The organism is Pedococcus ginsenosidimutans (genome assembly GCF_039544395.1).
Classification (GTDB): Bacteria; Actinomycetota; Actinomycetes; order Actinomycetales; family Dermatophilaceae; genus Pedococcus; species Pedococcus ginsenosidimutans.
This window is the reverse complement of sequence record NZ_BAABLO010000004.1, coordinates 659,295-675,149: the sequence shown is the minus strand read 5'-3', so window position 1 is coordinate 675,149 and position 15,855 is coordinate 659,295. Positions and strand designations below refer to the sequence as shown.

At 71.5% G+C, this 15,855-nt stretch carries 18 protein-coding genes; 16 read left to right on the top strand and 2 right to left on the bottom strand.

From position 1 onward, the window contains the following. The first annotated feature begins 191 nt into the window (after window positions 1-191). The 7 genes from ABEA42_RS07970 to prmC all read left to right on the top strand — a co-directional run bounded on the left by ABEA42_RS07970 (window position 192) and on the right by prmC (window position 7,580). Complete coding sequence (locus ABEA42_RS07970; protein WP_345502621.1) at window positions 192-569, top strand: response regulator transcription factor; 378 nt, start codon at window positions 192-194, stop codon at window positions 567-569. Beyond that, the gene (locus ABEA42_RS07965; RefSeq protein WP_345502353.1) at window positions 566-1,609 is read left to right on the top strand and encodes a HEAT repeat domain-containing protein; all 1,044 of its coding nucleotides are present in this window, start codon (window positions 566-568) and stop codon (window positions 1,607-1,609) included. Before ABEA42_RS07970 ends, ABEA42_RS07965 begins: the two co-directional genes overlap by 4 nt. After that, the gene (locus ABEA42_RS07960; RefSeq protein WP_345502351.1) at window positions 1,606-3,048 is read left to right on the top strand and encodes a glycosyltransferase family 2 protein; all 1,443 of its coding nucleotides are present in this window, start codon (window positions 1,606-1,608) and stop codon (window positions 3,046-3,048) included. The genes ABEA42_RS07965 and ABEA42_RS07960 overlap by 4 nt, the downstream gene beginning before the upstream one ends. Further along, a complete protein-coding gene (locus ABEA42_RS07955) occupies window positions 3,045-5,144 on the top strand; it encodes a sensor histidine kinase (protein WP_345502350.1) in 2,100 nt (699 codons plus the stop codon). The genes ABEA42_RS07960 and ABEA42_RS07955 overlap by 4 nt, the downstream gene beginning before the upstream one ends. Before the next feature lie 97 nt (window positions 5,145-5,241). Continuing rightward, window positions 5,242-5,466 (top strand): 50S ribosomal protein L31, encoded by a 225-nt coding sequence (gene rpmE, locus ABEA42_RS07950; protein WP_345502619.1) that lies wholly within the window; start codon window positions 5,242-5,244, stop codon window positions 5,464-5,466. Window positions 5,467-5,619: 153 nt separating this feature from the next. Further along, window positions 5,620-6,714, top strand: a complete 1,095-nt coding sequence (prfA, locus tag ABEA42_RS07945; RefSeq protein ID WP_345502349.1) for a peptide chain release factor 1 — start codon at window positions 5,620-5,622, stop codon at window positions 6,712-6,714. Beyond that, window positions 6,711-7,580, top strand: a complete 870-nt coding sequence (prmC, locus tag ABEA42_RS07940) for a peptide chain release factor N(5)-glutamine methyltransferase (protein ID WP_345502347.1) — start codon at window positions 6,711-6,713, stop codon at window positions 7,578-7,580. The genes prfA and prmC overlap by 4 nt, the downstream gene beginning before the upstream one ends. A gap of 48 nt (window positions 7,581-7,628) precedes the next feature. On the opposite strand, the gene ABEA42_RS07935 is transcribed toward prmC, so the two are convergent. After that, on the bottom strand, window positions 7,629-8,240 hold the full coding sequence (locus tag ABEA42_RS07935) for a TetR/AcrR family transcriptional regulator (protein WP_345502345.1): 612 nt from the start codon (window positions 8,238-8,240) through the stop codon (window positions 7,629-7,631). 118 nt (window positions 8,241-8,358) lie between these two features. Here ABEA42_RS07935 and ABEA42_RS07930 point away from each other — a divergent pair, with 118 nt between their 5' ends. From ABEA42_RS07930 to ABEA42_RS07915, 4 genes are read left to right on the top strand one after another with little or no spacing between them, the layout of a single operon-like run. Next, a complete protein-coding gene (locus tag ABEA42_RS07930; RefSeq protein ID WP_345502344.1) occupies window positions 8,359-9,036 on the top strand; it encodes an NADPH-dependent F420 reductase in 678 nt (225 codons plus the stop codon). A 44-nt stretch (window positions 9,037-9,080) separates the two neighbouring features. Further along, window positions 9,081-9,881: an L-threonylcarbamoyladenylate synthase gene (locus tag ABEA42_RS07925; RefSeq protein ID WP_345502343.1), complete on the top strand. Its 801-nt coding sequence runs from the start codon at window positions 9,081-9,083 to the stop codon at window positions 9,879-9,881. Further along, on the top strand, window positions 9,878-11,164 hold the full coding sequence (locus ABEA42_RS07920; protein WP_345502342.1) for a serine hydroxymethyltransferase: 1,287 nt from the start codon (window positions 9,878-9,880) through the stop codon (window positions 11,162-11,164). The genes ABEA42_RS07925 and ABEA42_RS07920 overlap by 4 nt, the downstream gene beginning before the upstream one ends. 28 nt (window positions 11,165-11,192) lie before the next feature. Beyond that, on the top strand, window positions 11,193-12,311 hold the full coding sequence (locus ABEA42_RS07915) for an MraY family glycosyltransferase (RefSeq protein ID WP_345502340.1): 1,119 nt from the start codon (window positions 11,193-11,195) through the stop codon (window positions 12,309-12,311). Between the two features lie 48 nt (window positions 12,312-12,359). Here the strand turns inward: ABEA42_RS07915 and ABEA42_RS07910 are convergent, their stop codons facing one another. After that, window positions 12,360-12,971 (bottom strand): GNAT family N-acetyltransferase, encoded by a 612-nt coding sequence (locus ABEA42_RS07910; protein WP_345502338.1) that lies wholly within the window; start codon window positions 12,969-12,971, stop codon window positions 12,360-12,362. Between the two features lie 122 nt (window positions 12,972-13,093). Between ABEA42_RS07910 and ABEA42_RS07905 the strand changes: the two genes are divergently transcribed. From ABEA42_RS07905 to atpE, 5 genes are all read left to right on the top strand, one after another. Continuing rightward, window positions 13,094-13,654 (top strand): hypothetical protein, encoded by a 561-nt coding sequence (locus tag ABEA42_RS07905; protein WP_345502336.1) that lies wholly within the window; start codon window positions 13,094-13,096, stop codon window positions 13,652-13,654. A 195-nt stretch (window positions 13,655-13,849) separates the two neighbouring features. Then, window positions 13,850-14,302 carry a hypothetical protein gene (locus tag ABEA42_RS07900; RefSeq protein ID WP_345502335.1) on the top strand — a complete coding sequence of 151 codons (453 nt, stop codon included), beginning with the start codon at window positions 13,850-13,852 and terminating at the stop codon, window positions 14,300-14,302. Between the two features lie 15 nt (window positions 14,303-14,317). Then, on the top strand, window positions 14,318-14,587 hold the full coding sequence (locus tag ABEA42_RS07895; protein WP_345502333.1) for an AtpZ/AtpI family protein: 270 nt from the start codon (window positions 14,318-14,320) through the stop codon (window positions 14,585-14,587). Between the two features lie 103 nt (window positions 14,588-14,690). Continuing rightward, the gene (gene atpB, locus ABEA42_RS07890) at window positions 14,691-15,503 is read left to right on the top strand and encodes a F0F1 ATP synthase subunit A (RefSeq protein WP_345502331.1); all 813 of its coding nucleotides are present in this window, start codon (window positions 14,691-14,693) and stop codon (window positions 15,501-15,503) included. Window positions 15,504-15,626: 123 nt separating this feature from the next. Beyond that, entirely contained in the window at window positions 15,627-15,833 is a 207-nt protein-coding gene (gene atpE, locus ABEA42_RS07885; RefSeq protein WP_056883533.1) for an ATP synthase F0 subunit C, read from the top strand. The last annotated feature ends 22 nt before the right edge of the window (window positions 15,834-15,855 follow it).

The window sequence follows — 15,855 nt, the reverse complement described above, 5'->3', positions numbered from 1 at the left end:
GCTTGCTCGTGTTTGTGCGGGTACGGCCCGGTCTCCTCGTCCCCCGCTCGTGGGGGCGGGAGGTACGCCGTTCGGCTGGGTTTGCTGTGGGAATCCCATGGACGCGCGCCCAGTGCGTCGATTCAGCCCCGGAGCCCATACATTTGTACTAGTGGAAATGAATGACCGGGATGAAAGGACATGCCGTGGCAATGCCGGATGGCGCCCGCGTGCTCATCGCTGACGACGACCCAGACATCCGCGACCTCGTGGAGTTCAAGCTCACGCAGTCGGGGTACGCGGTCGAGGCCGTCGCCGACGGGCTCGCCGCCTGGGAGTCGTTCCAGGCCGAGCGCCCGGCGCTGGTGATCCTGGACGTGATGATGCCCGGCCTGTCCGGCATCGACGTCCTGCGCAAGATCCGCGACAGCGAGCACGGTGCCGTGCCGGTCCTGCTGCTCAGCGCCAAGTCCCGCGACAGCGACGTCGACACTGGCTTCGCCGTGGGGGCCGACGACTACGTGATCAAGCCGTTCAGCCCGCGCGAGCTCCTTCACCGGGTCAACGGGATGCTCGCCCGAGCCCGGTGACCACCCGCCAGCTCCTCCTGGGGATCGAGCTCCTCGTCCTGCTGGCCTGCCTCGTGCTCGCCCTGAGCGTCATCTGGTCGAAGGTGACGCGCCTGCGCCGCGAGCGGCGCACCGCGCAGTCCCTCGCCCCCGTCCGGGGTGCCCTCATCGAGCTCGCCGCCGGTGAGCCCGGTGGCCTGCGCATCCTGCGCAGTGCCCGCGGCAAGACCGCAGACGCGATCGACGAGGCCGCGGTGGCCCTGCTGGCCAAGGTGCGCGGCGAGCCCGCGAACCAGCTCGTCACGGTCCTGGAGGACCACGGTGCCCTCGAGCGGGCCAAGGCTGAGGTGTCCCACCGCTCACCCGTGCGCCGTGCCCGCGCCGTACAGCTGCTGGGCCTCGCCCGGGTCGAGGACAGCACGGCCCTGATCTCCGAGGCCCTCGAGGACGAGGCGTCCGAGGTGCGGGCCAGCGCCGCCTACGCCGCCTCCTACCTCGCCGACCCCTGGCTCGCCGCGCCCCTGCTCCGCTCGGTGGGCACCGGCGAGGGAATCCCCGCCGGCCTCGCCGCGGACGCGCTGCTCGAGATGGGCGTGGAGATCGCCCCGGTGCTGCGGGCGGCCATGCGCAACCCGGCCCCCCGCACGCGGATGGTGGCCGCCCACGTGGCAGGTGTCGGCACGTTCGTGCAGGCCCTGCCCGAGCTGCGCGAGCTCATCGCTGCCGACCCCGACGTCACGGTCCGCGTCGAGGCCGCGGAGGCCCTCGGCTCCATCGGGCAGGACTCCGAGGTCGCGCTGCTGGCGCGCCACACCCGGCCGGACCAGCCGACCGACCTGCGCCGCGCCTGTGCGGAGGCGATGGGTCGCATCGGTTCGCCCCTCGCCCACGACGACCTCGTCGGCCTCCTCGACGCCAACGACCCGCGCCTGGCAGAGATGGCCGCGGAGTCCCTTGTCGCCATCGGGCCGCGGGGGATGGCGACGCTCGACGGGCGTCGGGACGAGCCTGCGGCAGGTACTGCCCTGGTGCTCGCCGCCCTGAGGGCGGGACAGCGGTGAACGGCTTCCGGGACGGCCTGAGCGCTGTGGTGCAGTGGCTCTACGACGTCACCTCGGTGCCGATCCTCGTGTACTTCGTCGTCATCAACCTCTCGTTCCTCCTGCTCATCATCACCGCCGGGTTCCAGTTCCGCCGCTACCTGCGCATGCGCGACGCCTCGGTCGACACCCTCGGAGGCGAGCTGGCGCTAGGCGTCTCCGTGGTCATGCCGGCCCACAACGAGGAGGTCGGCATCGTCACCTCCACCACGGCGATGCTGAGCCTGCGATACCCCCGCCACGAGGTCGTGGTCGTCGACGACGGCAGCACCGACAACACCTTCGGCGTGCTCCGTGAGGCCTTCGACCTGGTCCAGATCCCGCGCGAGGTCCCTATGGACCTCCCGGTCCGGGCGGAGATCCTCGGGGTCTACGTGCCGCGGGACGGGCACACCCGGCTCGTGGTGGTGCGCAAGGCCAACTCCGGTCGATCCGAGGCCATCAACGCCGGCGTCAATGTCGCGGTCGAGCCACTCATCGCCTTCATCGACGCAGACTCGATCCTCGAGCCCGACGCCCTGCTGCGCGTGAGCAAGCCCTTCACCGACGACCCCACGCGGATGGTCGCCACGGGCGGCACGATCCGGGCCGTCAACGGCAGCCGGGTCGTCTCCGGGCGACTGGTCCGGCTCGCGATGCCCACCCAGTGGGTCGCACGGATCCAGGTCGTGGAGTACCTCCGCGCGTTCCTCGTGGGCCGCACCGGGTGGTCCCGCCTCGGCATGCTCATCCTCATCAGCGGCGCCTTCGGCATGTTCCGCCGTGACGTCGTCGTGGACGCCGGGGGACTGGACCCCGACAGCATCGGCGAGGACTTCGAGCTGGTCCTGCGCATCCACCGCCGCATGATGGACGAGGGCCGCGACTACGCCGTCGAGTTCGTGCCGGAGCCCGTGTGCTGGACCGAGGTGCCCTCGACCCTGTCGGTCCTGGCGCGCCAGCGCAGGCGTTGGCACCGGGGCCTCTGGGAGACGCTGTGGGCCTACCGCGGGATGCTCTTCAACCGCCGCTACGGCCGCATCGGCTTCCTCGCGCTGCCCTACTACTGGGTCTTCGAGCTCTTCGCGCCGCTGCTCGAGGGCTTCGGCATCGTCGTCGTCGTCCTCGGCCTGGCGCTCGGGATCGTCAACGTGCCGTACGCGTTGCTGTTCCTCGTGCTGGCCTACGGCCTGGCGATCCTGGTCACCCTCGCGGCGATGTCCGTCGAGGAGTGGGCGTTCCACCGCTACAACCGGTGGCGCGACCTGCTGACCACGCTCGCGGCCGCGGTCCTGGAGAACATCGGCTACCGGCAGCTCACCGTCTGGTGGCGGCTCGGCGGCTGGTGGGCGAGCCTGCGCAAGAAGGAGCAGGTCTGGGGCGTCATGACCCGCGCGGGCTTCGACGAGGCGGCGGATTGACCAGGCCCTCGCTGTGGTCCGTCTCCGGCCAGCTGAGGCTGCTGGTCGTCGCGATGCTGTGCATCGTCCCGGTCGTCGCGGGGGCCGCGCTGCTCACCGTGCGCTCCAACTCACGCGACACCGCTCGCACCAGCATGGCGTTCTCCCCGGCGATCGACGCGACGACCGCGATCCGCCAGCGGATGACCGACGCCGACGCCGCCTGGAGCCGCCGCACCGCGGCCGGGGTCGCCGAGGGGTCGGCGCTGCGCGGCTCGCTCAGCGAGGTCGAGCGACTGGTGACTCTGCAGGAGACCGTGCTGCGGCGTGACGTGCTCACGAAGAAGGAGCGGGCCACGTACGCAGACCTGACCAGCCGGCAGGAGACCGCGGCCAGGGCGTGGTTCGCGTGGGTCGCCCAGCCGGGCGTGAAGGGGGCGTCGGCCGACGCCGGCGTCCTGGCCGGGGCCGACGGGCGCATGGCGGAGTTCCGCTCGGTCTCGAGCCAGCTGGAGTCCGAGCTCATCGCCGGCCGGGCGCAGGCGCGCTCCCGGATCGCCGGCGCGTTCGACCGGCTGCTGTCGATCATGATCGCGCTCACCCTGCTCTCGGTGGTCGGCGCCTACCTCATGTGGCGCAGCATCGACGGCTCCCTGTCCGCCCCGGTCGCCCGGCTTCGCGAGGTCGTGGCCCGGCAACGTGGCGGCGACAACCTCGCGCTGGCGGACGCCTCGGGCGGGGCGGCGGAGATCCGCGCCCTCGCAGACGACTTCAACGAGCTCACGAAGACGAACCGGGCCCTGGTCGAGGAGCAGGACCAGGTGCTGCTCATGCACCGACTCGCCCTCGAGGTCGCCGACATGGTGCGCAGCGTGGACGACATCGAGGAGGCGCTGCGCCTCGTCTGCGCCCGCCTCGGGACCGGTATGCATGCCGACCGCGTGCTGCTCTACACGCTGGGCGACGGCCAGGAGGGTGTCGAGGAGCGGGTCCAGTGGCACCGCGAGGACCTCCCGCCGCTGCCGCCGCTCCCGCCGTCGCTGATGAGCCTCGTGCCCCAGGTCAACCGCGAGCTGCGCCGTGACGGGTCGGTGTTCGTCATCCGCGACCTGCTCGACCCCAGCGTCTCGCGCGACGAGCGCGCTGCTGCGTTCCACCGGGCCACGGGTGCCAGGTCGATGGTCATGGTCCCCGTGGGTGTGGGCGAGCGCGGCCTGGGGGTGCTGGCCCTGATGACGGTCGACATCTACCGTCGCTGGCGGCGCTACGAGATCCAGGCCACCCAGCAGTGCGCCGGCTACCTCGCCCAGGCCATCGCGCAGCTGCGGCTCAACGAGATGCAGGGCGAGCAGATGCGCCGGCTCACCGAGCTCGACCGCCAGAAGACCGACTTCATGGCCACCGTGAGCCACGAGCTGCGCACACCGCTGACCTCCATCAGCGGCTACCTCGAGCTCCTCGAGGACGGTGACTACGGCGACCTCAGCGGGGGCCAGCAGGCCGCGCTGAGGGTCATCGGGCGCAACGCGACGCGGCTGCGCGGCCTCATCGAGGACCTCCTCGTGCTCAACAAGATCGAGGCCTCCGGTCTCGAGTCCGACCCCGAGGACGTCCTGGTGTCCGAGATCGTCCGGGGGGTCAGCGAGATGCTGGAGCCCGTGGCGAGCGCCCAGGGCGTGCGCCTCGTCGTCGAGGAGGTCGACCCCTGCCTCCAGGTCCACGTCGACCGGATCCAGCTCGAGCGTGCCCTGATCAACCTGGGCTCCAACGCCGTGAAGTTCACCCCGGCCGGGGGAGTGGCCACCATCTCGACCCAGCGTGACGGCCAGAGCGTCACCATCGCGGTCGCCGACACCGGCATCGGGATCCCCGAGCAGGACCAGGCCAAGCTCTTCGACCGCTTCTTCCGTGCCTCCAACGCCAACGCTCAGGCCATCCCGGGCACCGGGCTCGGCCTGGCCATCGTGCGGGCCATCGTCGAGGGGCACGGGGGCGAGCTGGGCTTCGAGTCGACGGAGGGGGTCGGCACCACGATGACGATCCGGCTGCCGCTCGTGCTCAGCCCGGCTCCGCGGCGCAGCCGCCCGGGGAATGCCGCACGGTCGAGCACCGTTTAGGAGATGTGCGCCGCTGTCTGGCACACTTGACCGCTGACCGGTTCACGGCCCGAGGCACCCGCCCCGCCGACCCGGCCACATGACCAAGGAGCACGCTTTGAAGAAGGACATCCACCCCGCATACGTCGAGACCACGGTGACCTGCACCTGTGGCAACACGTTCAAGACCCGCAGCACTGCGACCTCCGGCGAGATGCGCGCCGAGGTGTGCTCGCAGTGCCACCCGTTCTACACGGGCAAGCAGAAGATCCTCGACACCGGTGGTCGCGTGGCCCGCTTCGAGGCCCGCTATGGCAAGAAGGCCGCGGCCGAGAGCAAGTAGCTCCTCCGATGCGCCGGTCCCGACCCTCGTGGTCGGGGCCGGCGCATTGCTTTACCTGCGCCGCTGAACCCCGCACCCGTCCGGTGGGTGAGGCAGCGCTTGGCACCGCCCAGTACGTCCCAGCACCACCCGCGCACGACCTCAGGAGCCCCCATGTTGGAGTCCGCCGCAGCCCTCGTCCAGGAGCACGCCGACCTGGAGAAGCAGCTCGCCGACCCGGAGGTCTTCGGCGACCAGGACCTCGTGCGGCGCCTCAACAAGCGGTACGCCGCGCTGGCCCCGACCGTCGCGGCGTACCACGCGTGGCACGCGGCGACCGACGACCTGGAGGCGGCTCGTGAGCTCGCCAAGGACGACGAGGGGTTCGCTGCCGAGGTCCCCGCCCTCGAGGCGACGCTGCACGCGGCCGAGGACAAGCTGCGCCGCCTGCTCGTGCCCCGTGACCCCGACGACGACCGTGACGTCATCCTCGAGGTCAAGGCCGGCGAGGGCGGGGAGGAGTCGGCACTGTTCGCCGGCGACCTGCTGCGGATGTACCTGCGCTACGCCGAGCGCCGCGGCTGGAAGACCGAGCTGATCGACGCGACCGAGTCCGACCTCGGCGGCTACAAGGACGTGCGGATGGCCGTCAAGGCCAAGGGGACACCCGAGCCCGGCGACGCCCCGTGGGCGCGGCTGAAGTACGAGGGCGGGGTCCACCGGGTCCAGCGGGTGCCCGTGACCGAGAGCCAGGGCCGCATCCACACCTCCGCAGCAGGGGTGCTCGTCATGCCCGAGGCGGAGGAGGTCGAGGTGACCATCGACCCCAACGACCTCAAGATCGACGTCTACCGCAGCTCCGGCCCCGGTGGCCAGTCGGTCAACACCACCGACTCGGCCGTCCGGATCACCCACCTGCCGACCGGCACCGTGGTCTCCTGCCAGAACGAGAAGAGCCAGCTCCAGAACAAGGAGTCGGCGATGCGCGTGCTGCGGGCCCGGTTGCACCAGCTGGCCCAGGACGCCGCGGACGCCGAGGCGAGCGCGGCCCGCCGCAGCCAGATCCGCACGGTCGACCGCAGCGAGCGCATCCGGACCTACAACTTCCCGGAGAACCGCGTCTCCGACCACCGGACCGGCTTCAAGTCCTACAACCTCGACACCGTCCTCGACGGCGAGCTCGACGCGGTGGTGCAGTCAGCGGTCGACGCCGACGAGGCCGCGCGGATGGCTGCGGTCGCCGACGCCTCGGGCGCCTCCAGCCGGTGACCGCGCAGCAGCCCGGCGACCTGCGGGCAGCGGTGCGCGGGGCCGCCGCCCGGCTGGCCGAGGCAGGGGTGCCGTCCCCGGACGTCGACGCGGTCGCGCTCGCAGCGCACGTCCTGGGCAGGACCGCCGCGCAGGTCCGCACGGCGATGGTGGTGGGTGCCCCGGCACCCGACCCCGCGGCGTACGGCGCGCTCGTGGAGCAGCGGGCCGACCGGGTGCCGCTGCAGCACCTGACCGGGCGGGCGGCGTTCCGCCGCCTCGAGCTGGCGGTCGGGCCCGGGGTGTTCACCCCGAGGCCCGAGACCGAGGTCGTCGCCGGCCTCGCCATCGACGCCGCACGCGCGGCCGGCGCGTCGCCGGTGGTCGTCGACCTCTGCACGGGTTCGGGGGCCATCGCGCTCGCCGTGGCCGACGAGCTGCCGACGGCCACCGTCCACGCCGTGGAGCTGGGGGAGGACGCGCACGCCTGGGCGGCGCGCAACGTCGCCGACACGAGGCTGCCGGTGGCGCTGGTGCACGGCGACGCCACAACCGCGTTCCCCGAGCTCGAGGGAGCCGTCGACGTGGTCGTGTCCAACCCGCCCTACATCCCGCTCGGCATGGTTCCGGTCGACCCCGAGGTCCGCGACCACGACCCCGAGCTCGCGCTCTACGGCGGCAGCGACGACGGGCTCGCCATCCCCCTGGCGGTCGCCGCCCGCGCGGCGGTGCTGCTCCGCCGGGGCGGGGTCCTGGTGATGGAGCACGCCGACAGCCAGGGCGAGTCGCTGCCGCGCGCGCTCGAGCGTTCTGGCTCGTGGCGCGAGGTCCACGACGAGCGCGACCTCACCGGCCGCCCCCGCGCCACGGTGGCCACGCGCGCCTGACGGCGCCCCGCCTCCGGCGCACCGACTCCGGCGCGGCGCGTGACGGCTTCAGGCCAGGGCGGCGGTGACGAGGGCTCGAGCCGTGTCCTTGGCGACGGCCGGGGCTTCCGGTGCGGCGTCGAGCGTTCCGCTCGCCAGCCCGCCGTCGAGCAGCAGCGTGAGGGAGCGCGCCAGGGCACGCGCGTCGCGCGCACCGGCCCGCTCGGCGAGCTCCTGCACCCAGGCGAGGACGGAGGCCTTGTGGGCCACCGTGCGGTCGTGGACCGGGGTCCCGGGCTGGGACTCGGCGGCTGCGTTGATGAAGCCGCACCCTCGGTACCCCTCCCGTCGGCACGCGCTCTGCAGGGCGTCGAACAACCCCACGAGCTGGTCGGCGGGCGCCGCGCCCGCGGCCTCGGCTGCGGCGTGGAGCTGGCCCGACCAGATGCCGTCGACCTTGTCGAGGTAGGCCACGACGAGGTCGTCCTTGGCGGGGAAGTGCTTGTAGAACGTCGCCTTGGCGACCCCGGACTCGGCGATGATCAGGTCGACGCCGACGGCCCGGATGCCCCTGGCGTAGAAGAGGGCGAAGGCTGTCTCGAGGATCCGGTCGCGAGCCGCGCTGGGGCGTGCGGGCGCCACTGGTGCGGCGGGCTCGGCGGGGGTGGTCGACGTGGGCACGGCTGGGGCCTCCTCGAAGGGTCTGCGCACAGCATACCGTGTCGGTAGACAGATCTGTCTGCTATGGTCGCCCCATCGGTAGACAGACCTGTCTACTTCACGAACCAAGGAGCACCCCATGAAGATCGCAGTCCTCGGAACCGGCATGGTCGGCCAGGCCCTCGCGGGCCGTCTGGTCGAGCTCGGCCACGACGTCGTCACCGGCACGCGCGACCCGCAGGCCACCCTCGCCCGCACCGAGCCCGACGGGATGGGCAACCCGCCGTACGCCGCGTGGGCCACCGAGCACCCGCAGGTGCGGCTCGCGACGTTCGCCGACGCCGTCGCCGACGCCGAGCTCGTCGTCAACGCCACGGGTGGCGCGGCCGCCATCCCGGCCCTGCAGGCTGCCGGTGCCGACGCGCTCGCGGGCAAGGTCGTCCTCGACATCAGCAACCCCCTCGACTTCTCGCAGGGCTTCCCTCCCACCCTGTTCGTCAAGGACACCGACAGCCTCGGCGAGCAGATCCAGCGCGAGTTCCCGCAGGCGCGGGTCGTGAAGTCGCTCAACACCCTCACGGCCGAGCTCATGGTCCGCCCGACGTCCCTGGGCGAGGCCTCGTCGGTGTTCGTCTCCGGCGACGACGCGGACGCCAAGGCGACGGTGACCGAGCTCCTGCAGAGCTTCGGCCACACCGACGTCATCGACCTCGGCGACATCAGCACGGCCCGCGGCACCGAGATGCTGCTCCCGGTGTGGCTGCGGCTCATGGGTGCCCTCGGCACGGGGATGTTCAACTTCAAGATCGTCCGCTGAGCCTCCGGCGCGGCCGGTCCGAGGGCGCAACTACGCTGGCTCCCATGAGTCCTGTGTACGACTGCACCACCGAGTCCGGCCGTGCCGAGGGCATCGCCGCCGCCGTCGAGGTCGTCCGCGACGGCGGCGTCGTCGTCCTCCCCACGGACACCGTCTACGGCATCGGGGCCGACGCCTTCTCACCCGAGGCAGTCGCTTCGGTCCTCGCCGCCAAGGGCCGCGGTCGAGAGATGCCCCCGCCCGTCCTCGTGCCGAGCGTCCGCACCGTCGACGGCCTGGCCACCGACGTGCCCGAGTGGGCGCGCGACCTGATCCGCGAGTTCTGGCCGGGGCCGCTCACCCTCGTGCTCAAGGCACAGTCGTCGCTGATGTGGGACCTCGGCGACACCAACGGCACCGTCGCGGTCCGCATGCCGAAGGACGACACCGCCCTCGCCCTCCTCGGCGAGGTCGGCCCCATGGCGGTCACCAGCGCCAACCTCACCGGCCGCCCGCCCGCGACGACCGTCACCGACGCGGCGGCCCAGCTCGGGGCGGCCGTCGCCGTCTACCTCGACGCCGGCCCGACCACCTCCACCGAGGTCTCGACCATCGTCGACTGCACGAGCGAGGTGCCCGTCGTCCTGCGCGCCGGCGCCGTCACGCAGGAGCAGCTCGACGCCGTCCTCCACCCGGAGCCGGCCGACACCGAGGCGGACGCCCCGGCCGACACCGACCCGGCCGACACCGACTCGGACGCCCCGGAGCCCGAGCCGACCCAGGCCCTAGAGTTGCCCGCGGATCCGGCCTCGGACAGCACCCCAGACAACACTCCAGACAGCAGCACCCCAGGAGAGACGCGATGACCCAGAGCGCTGACACCTTCTACGGCTCCGACTTCGGCGCCCTGTCCGCCTTCGACCCGGAGATCGCCGGGGTCCTGGTGTCCGAGCTCGACCGCATCCGCAGCGGCCTGCAGCTCATCGCCTCGGAGAACATGTCCAGCCCCGAGGTGCTCACCGCACTCGGCTCGACGCTGTCCAACAAGTACGCCGAGGGCTACCCGGGGCGCCGCTACTACGGCGGCTGCTCGGAGGTCGACAAGGCCGAGAACCTCGCCATCGAGCGCTGCAAAGCCCTCTTCGACGCCGACCACGCCAACGTCCAGCCGCACTCCGGCGCGAGTGCCAACCAGGCGGTCTACGGCGCGTTCATGCAGCCCGGCGACACGATCCTCGCCATGGCGCTGCCCATGGGCGGCCACCTCACCCACGGCACCAAGGTCTCCTTCTCCGGCAAGTGGTTCAACGCCGTCCACTACGGCGTCGACAAGCAGACCGAGGACATCGACTACGACGAGGTGGAGCGCCTCGCCAAGGAGCACCGGCCCAAGGTCATCCTCGCGGGCGGCTCGGCCATCCCACGCCTCATCGACTTCGAGTTCTTCCGCAGGCTGGCCGACGAGGTCGGGGCGGTCTTCTGGGTCGACGCCGCCCACTTCATCGGCCTCGTCGCCGGCAAGGCCATCCCCAGCCCGGTGCCGTACGCCGACGTCGTCACCTTCACGACGCACAAGGTGCTGCGCGGGCCGCGCTCGGGTGCGCTGGTCTGCAAGGAGGAGCACGCCACCAAGCTCGACAAGGCCGTCTTCCCGATGATGCAGGGCGGTCCGCAGATGCACACCATCGCGGCCAAGGCGGTCAACTTCAAGGAGTGCGCCACCCCCGAGTACCAGGCCTACGCCAAGCAGGTCATCGAGAACGCCAAGGTCCTCGCGACGTCGTTGGGGGAGAAGGGGATCCGCCCGACCACCGGCGGCACCGACACCCACCTGTCGCTGCACGACCTCCAGGGTGTCGGCGTCACCGGCGCCGACGCCGAGGCCCGCTCCGACGCGGCCGGCATCGTCCTCAACAAGAACGCCATCCCGTTCGACCCCCAGAAGCCCAACATCGCCAGCGGCATCCGCGTCGGCACCCCCTGCGTGACCACGCAGGGGATGGGCACCGACGAGATGCGCACCATCGCCGACCTCATCGCGAAGGCCGTCGTCGAGGGTGACGCCGACCCCGACCACGCGGTCTCCAAGGAGGTCCGGGCCGGCGTGACGGACCTCGTGACCCGCTTCCCGGCATACCCTCGAGGCTGAGTCCCGACCCACCCGAGAGGCGCCCTGAGTGCGCGAGTACCTCCTCGTCCTGATGGTCGCCGCGGTGATCACGTATGCCGCGACGCCCCTCCTGCGCGCCGTCGCGGTGCGCACCGGCGCGTTCACGCCGGTGCGCGACCGCGACGTGCACTCGACACCGATCCCGCGGCTGGGCGGGGTGGCGATCTTCCTCGGCTTCGCGGCGTCGATGCTCGCGGCGAGCAAGCTGCCGTTCCTCGGCCAGGTCTTCCGGCTGGGGCCGGAGCTCAACGCGGTGCTGTGGGGTGCCGCGATCGTCTGCGTCCTGGGTGCCATCGACGACATCCGTGAGCTCGACTGGCTGACCAAGATGGGCGGCCAGATGATCGCCGCCGGGATCATGGCGTTCAACGGCGTCACACTCTTCCAGCTGCCGATCGGCGGGGTGACGGTGCTGCCGCAGCCGATCATGGTCGGCCTCACCGTGTTCGCCGTGGTGCTGTTCACGAACGCGGTCAACTTCATCGACGGGCTCGACGGGCTGGCGGCCGGGGTCGTCGTCATCGCCGCGTCGTCGTTCTTCATCTACAGCTACGGCATCTCGCGCACCTTCGACCCGCCCAACGTGTTCTCGTCGGCGACGTTCATCTCCGCGGCGCTGATCGGCTGCTGCCTGGGGTTCCTGCCGCACAACTACCACCCGGCGCGGCTGTTCATGGGTGACTCCGGGGCGCTGCTGCTCGGGCTGCTGCTCGCGGCGGCCACGATCTCGACGACGGGCAACGTCACGCCGTCGCAGGTGAGCACCAACCCGGTCGCGGCGACGCTGCTGCCGCTCGTGGTGCCCGCGGCCATCATCCTGCTGCCGCTGGTCGACATCCTGCTCGCCGTGGTGCGCCGCACCCGGCGCGGCGAGCGGCCGTGGAGCCCGGACAAGCAGCACCTGCACCACCGCATGCTCCAGATCGGCCACGGCCACCGTCGCGCGGTGCTGCTGCTGTGGATGTGGGCGGCGGTGGCCGCCCTGGGCTCGGTCAGCTTCATCTTCATCCAGGACGCCCGGGTCGCGGGGGCCGGCGTGCTCGCTGCCGTGGTCGTCGTGGGTGTGCTCACCATCTGGCTGCCCCGGTGGGCCCCGACGGGCGGCCGCGTCCGGCGCATCGGCTAGGGCCCGACGGACGCACCACCCCGGCCGGACGCCGGTCCGCGCCCGCGGTCAGGCGAGGCGCTGCTCGAGCCCGGCCCGCACGGCCGGCCACTCGTCGCGCAGCACGCTGAACACCACGGTGTCGCGGAACGTGCCGTCGGCCCTGCGCGTGTGACGGCGCAGCACGCCCTCCCGCGTCGCCCCGAGCTTCGCGATCGCCGCCTGCGACCGGTGGTTGACGGCGTCGGTCTGGATCTTCACCCGCCCGAACCCGCAGTCGAACGCGTGGCCCAGCAGGAGGAGCTTGCACTCGGGGTTCACCTGCGTGCCCCACCACCGCGACGCGTACAGGGTCCAGCCGAGGTGCACGCGCTCGTTGACGAGGTCGACGTCGCCGAGGGAGGAGGTGCCGACCACGGTGCCCTCGTCGCCGAGGCCACCGGCCCCGGTGAGGCGCACCGTGTACGCCGTGCGGCCGGTCGCGCGGGCCGCCACGGTCCTGTCGACCAGCGCCTGCGTGGCAGCGAGGTCGGGGGAAGGGGGCGCCATGACGTAGCCCTGCGTGTAGACGCGGGGGTCGGAGTGGACGGCGTGCAGGCCGGCGGCATCAGCCGGTCGCACGGGGTCCAGGCGGACGAAACGGCCGATGAGGGGGGACCCGGTCGGGGGATGTGCGGTCACGGGTCGCAGGCTAGCGCCGGCCGGTTTGCCCGGTTCGCCCCCCGGTGGGGCCCTGCATGTCCTAACGTCACGCCCCGAACGAGACGTCCGCGACCGTCGCGGCGCCCGATGCAGGGGGAACCATGAGCACGACCGACAACCTCATCCCGGACCCGCCCAGGGCGTCCGTCCCCACGCCGTCGCCGGCGCCGGTGCTCCCGGAGGTGGGCCCGTTCGACGCGAGCGGCCTCTACGCCCAGGCCCGACCGGTCGAGATCGTGTCGCGGGGGATCCTGTTCTCGCTCGCGGCCGTCCCGCTGGGCATGGCCGTCGCCGTCCTCATCTGGGAGCTCGGTTTCGTCGCCTCGATCTCGAGCTTCGTCATCGCCGGCGCTGCGGCTGCCCTCTACACCAAGGGCGCGACCCGGACGCCCAACCGTGGCCTCGTGCCGCTCGTGCTGGTGGTGCTCGGCGGCGTGGCCCTGTCCTTCTTCGCCGTCGTCGCGGCCGACCTCGTGGACTTCTACAACACCCCGCAGGGCCAGTCCCTCGGCTACCCGTCGGTGGTCGACTTCGTGAGCGCCAACCTCTTCACCGGCAACGTGCTGTCGGGCTACGGCTCCCAGGCCGTCATGTTCGTGCTCTTCGCCGCGCTCGGTGTCTTCGGCACCGTCCGCCGGCTGGTGCGGGCCCGCCAGGCCTGACCGACCCGTACCCGAAGGCCCGGCCCCTGCGAAGGGGCCGGGCCTTCCGGCGTCCCTGGGACCGGGGAGGGGGAGGGGAGGGGTGCGGTTGGTGCTCGGTGGAGCGCTTGTGATACCTTTCACAAGCACCCCAAGGCGGGTGTGGACCACCGTTCGCCAGGCCCCCGCAGCCCCGACGAATCAGGCAGCAGATCCATGACCACAGCCCCTCACGCCGACCGTGACCCGTTCGCGGTCATGCTGCGTGGAGCCTTCCTCCCCACCCTCGCGGTGGGTCCGGTGGCCGTGGTCGTCGCAGCGGTGGTCGCAGGCGGACGGGCAGCCCTCGGGGCAGCACTCGGCTTCGTCATCGCCCTCGCCTTCTTCGCCCTGGGCCTGCTCGTCATGCGCAGGCTCGGCGGCGCCCTCGACCCGCTCCGCTTCCTCGCCAGCGCCCTGGCCGTCTTCATGGGCCAGATGATCTTCCTGCTCGTGGTGATCATGGCCCTCAAGGACGCCTCGTGGCTCGACGGGACCGCCTTCGGCGCCACCGTCCTCGCCGTCGCCCTGGTGTGGCAGGTCTTCCAGGTCATCGCCTTCGTGCGCTCCCGCCGGCTCGTCTTCGACGCCCCGCAGGATCCGGGGCAGGATGAGGGTTCGGCCAGATGACCACAGGAGCCCACCGTGACCGATCCGCCCTCCACGCCGCCCCCGGGGTCGTCCCCGGAGGACCGGCAGACGCCGCTGCAGAAGGCCGACGCGGGGCACCAGCGCCTCGAGGAGGCGCGGATGTGGAACGTCGTCTCGTACCTCATCACCGGTCCGGCGATGTTCGGTGCGATCGGGTGGGGACTCGACCGCTGGCTGGGCACGTCCTGGCTGGTCGCCGTGGGGATCGTGGGTGGGATGGCCCTGTCGCTGTACCTCGTGTGGTTCCGGTACGGTACGCAATGACTTCCGCAGGTCAGGTCCGCCCAGTGCATGCAGGGCCGGGGCGCGTGACCGTTGCCCTCATCGGCCAGTGGAGTGTTCCGAACGCAAAGCTCGAGGAGAACCTGTGAGTCTGAACGTGCTGGGTGCCATCAGCCCGGCTGCTGCCGGCGGCGACGGGGGCGGTTTCCACGCCCCGACGCCCGCCGAGTTCTACCAGCCCCTGATCGGTCACGGTGACTTCGCGATCACGCGCCCGATGGTCGTGCTGGCCATCTCGGTGGCGCTGATCGCGTGGGTCCTCGTGGCGACCACCAAGCGCGCCGCGGTCGTCCCCGGCAAGGGCCAGTGGGTGACCGAGAGCGCCTACAACTTCGTGCGCAACGGCGTGGCCCGCGACATCATCGGCAGCCACGACTTCCTGCGGTTCGTCCCGCTGCTGTTCAGCATGTTCATGCTGATCCTGGTCAACAACCTGTTCGGCATCATCCCGCCGATCCAGTACCCCACGATGAGCCGCATCGGCTTCCCGATCGCGCTGACGCTGCTGGTGTTCGTGATCTACCACGCGGTGGGCATCAAGAAGAACGGCGCCTGGGGCCACATCAAGCACATGATCCCGCCGGGCCTGCCCAAGGGCATCTACGTGCTGATCATCCCGCTGGAGCTGCTGACCTACTTCGTCACCCGGCCGCTCACCCTCGCCCTGCGACTCTTCGGCAACATGTTCGCCGGACACATGCTCCTGCTGCTGTTCATCACCGGCGGCGAGTACATGCTGATCCACGGTGGCATCGGCCTGAAGGCGGCCGGCGTCGGCTCCTTCGGGATGGCCTTCGTGCTGACCGCCTTCGAGGGACTGATCGAGTTCCTGCAGGCCTACATCTTCACGCTGCTCGCAGCCACCTACATCGCCGGCTCCCTCGCCGACGAGCACTGAGACCGTCCGGGGCGACCGCACGTCGGCCCGGTGCAGGACCCGCCCGACCCACAACTGAATAGCCAACGAACTCCCGCTCGGCGACGTGCCGACGGACTGATAACCCGAAAGAGGACCTCTGACATGACTGGCAACATCGCCATCCTCGGCTACGGCCTGTCTGCGATCGGCCCCGGTGTGGGCATCGGCCTGATCTTCGCCGCCTACATCAACGGTGTCGCCCGCCAGCCCGAGGCTCGCGGCGTCCTCCAGGGCATCGCGATCCTCGGCTTCGCCCTCGCCGAGGCGCTGGCCATCTTCGGTCTGGTTCTCGCGTTCGTCTTCAAGTAAGCCGAACCACCCAGCCCCACGC

What these genes read in the sequence shown, in the direction of transcription:
- ABEA42_RS07970 (WP_345502621.1), top strand. Translation starts at nt 192, where the DNA reads ATGCCGGATGGCGCCCGCGTGCTCATCGCTGACGACGACCCAGACATC.
- prfA (WP_345502349.1), top strand. Translation starts at nt 5,620, where the DNA reads ATGTTGGAGTCCGCCGCAGCCCTCGTCCAGGAGCACGCCGACCTGGAG.
- ABEA42_RS07930 (WP_345502344.1), top strand. Translation starts at nt 8,359, where the DNA reads ATGAAGATCGCAGTCCTCGGAACCGGCATGGTCGGCCAGGCCCTCGCG.
- ABEA42_RS07925 (WP_345502343.1), top strand. Translation starts at nt 9,081, where the DNA reads ATGAGTCCTGTGTACGACTGCACCACCGAGTCCGGCCGTGCCGAGGGC.
- ABEA42_RS07920 (WP_345502342.1), top strand. Translation starts at nt 9,878, where the DNA reads ATGACCCAGAGCGCTGACACCTTCTACGGCTCCGACTTCGGCGCCCTG.
- ABEA42_RS07905 (WP_345502336.1), top strand. Translation starts at nt 13,094, where the DNA reads ATGAGCACGACCGACAACCTCATCCCGGACCCGCCCAGGGCGTCCGTC.
- ABEA42_RS07900 (WP_345502335.1), top strand. Translation starts at nt 13,850, where the DNA reads ATGACCACAGCCCCTCACGCCGACCGTGACCCGTTCGCGGTCATGCTG.
- atpE (WP_056883533.1), top strand. Translation starts at nt 15,627, where the DNA reads ATGACTGGCAACATCGCCATCCTCGGCTACGGCCTGTCTGCGATCGGC.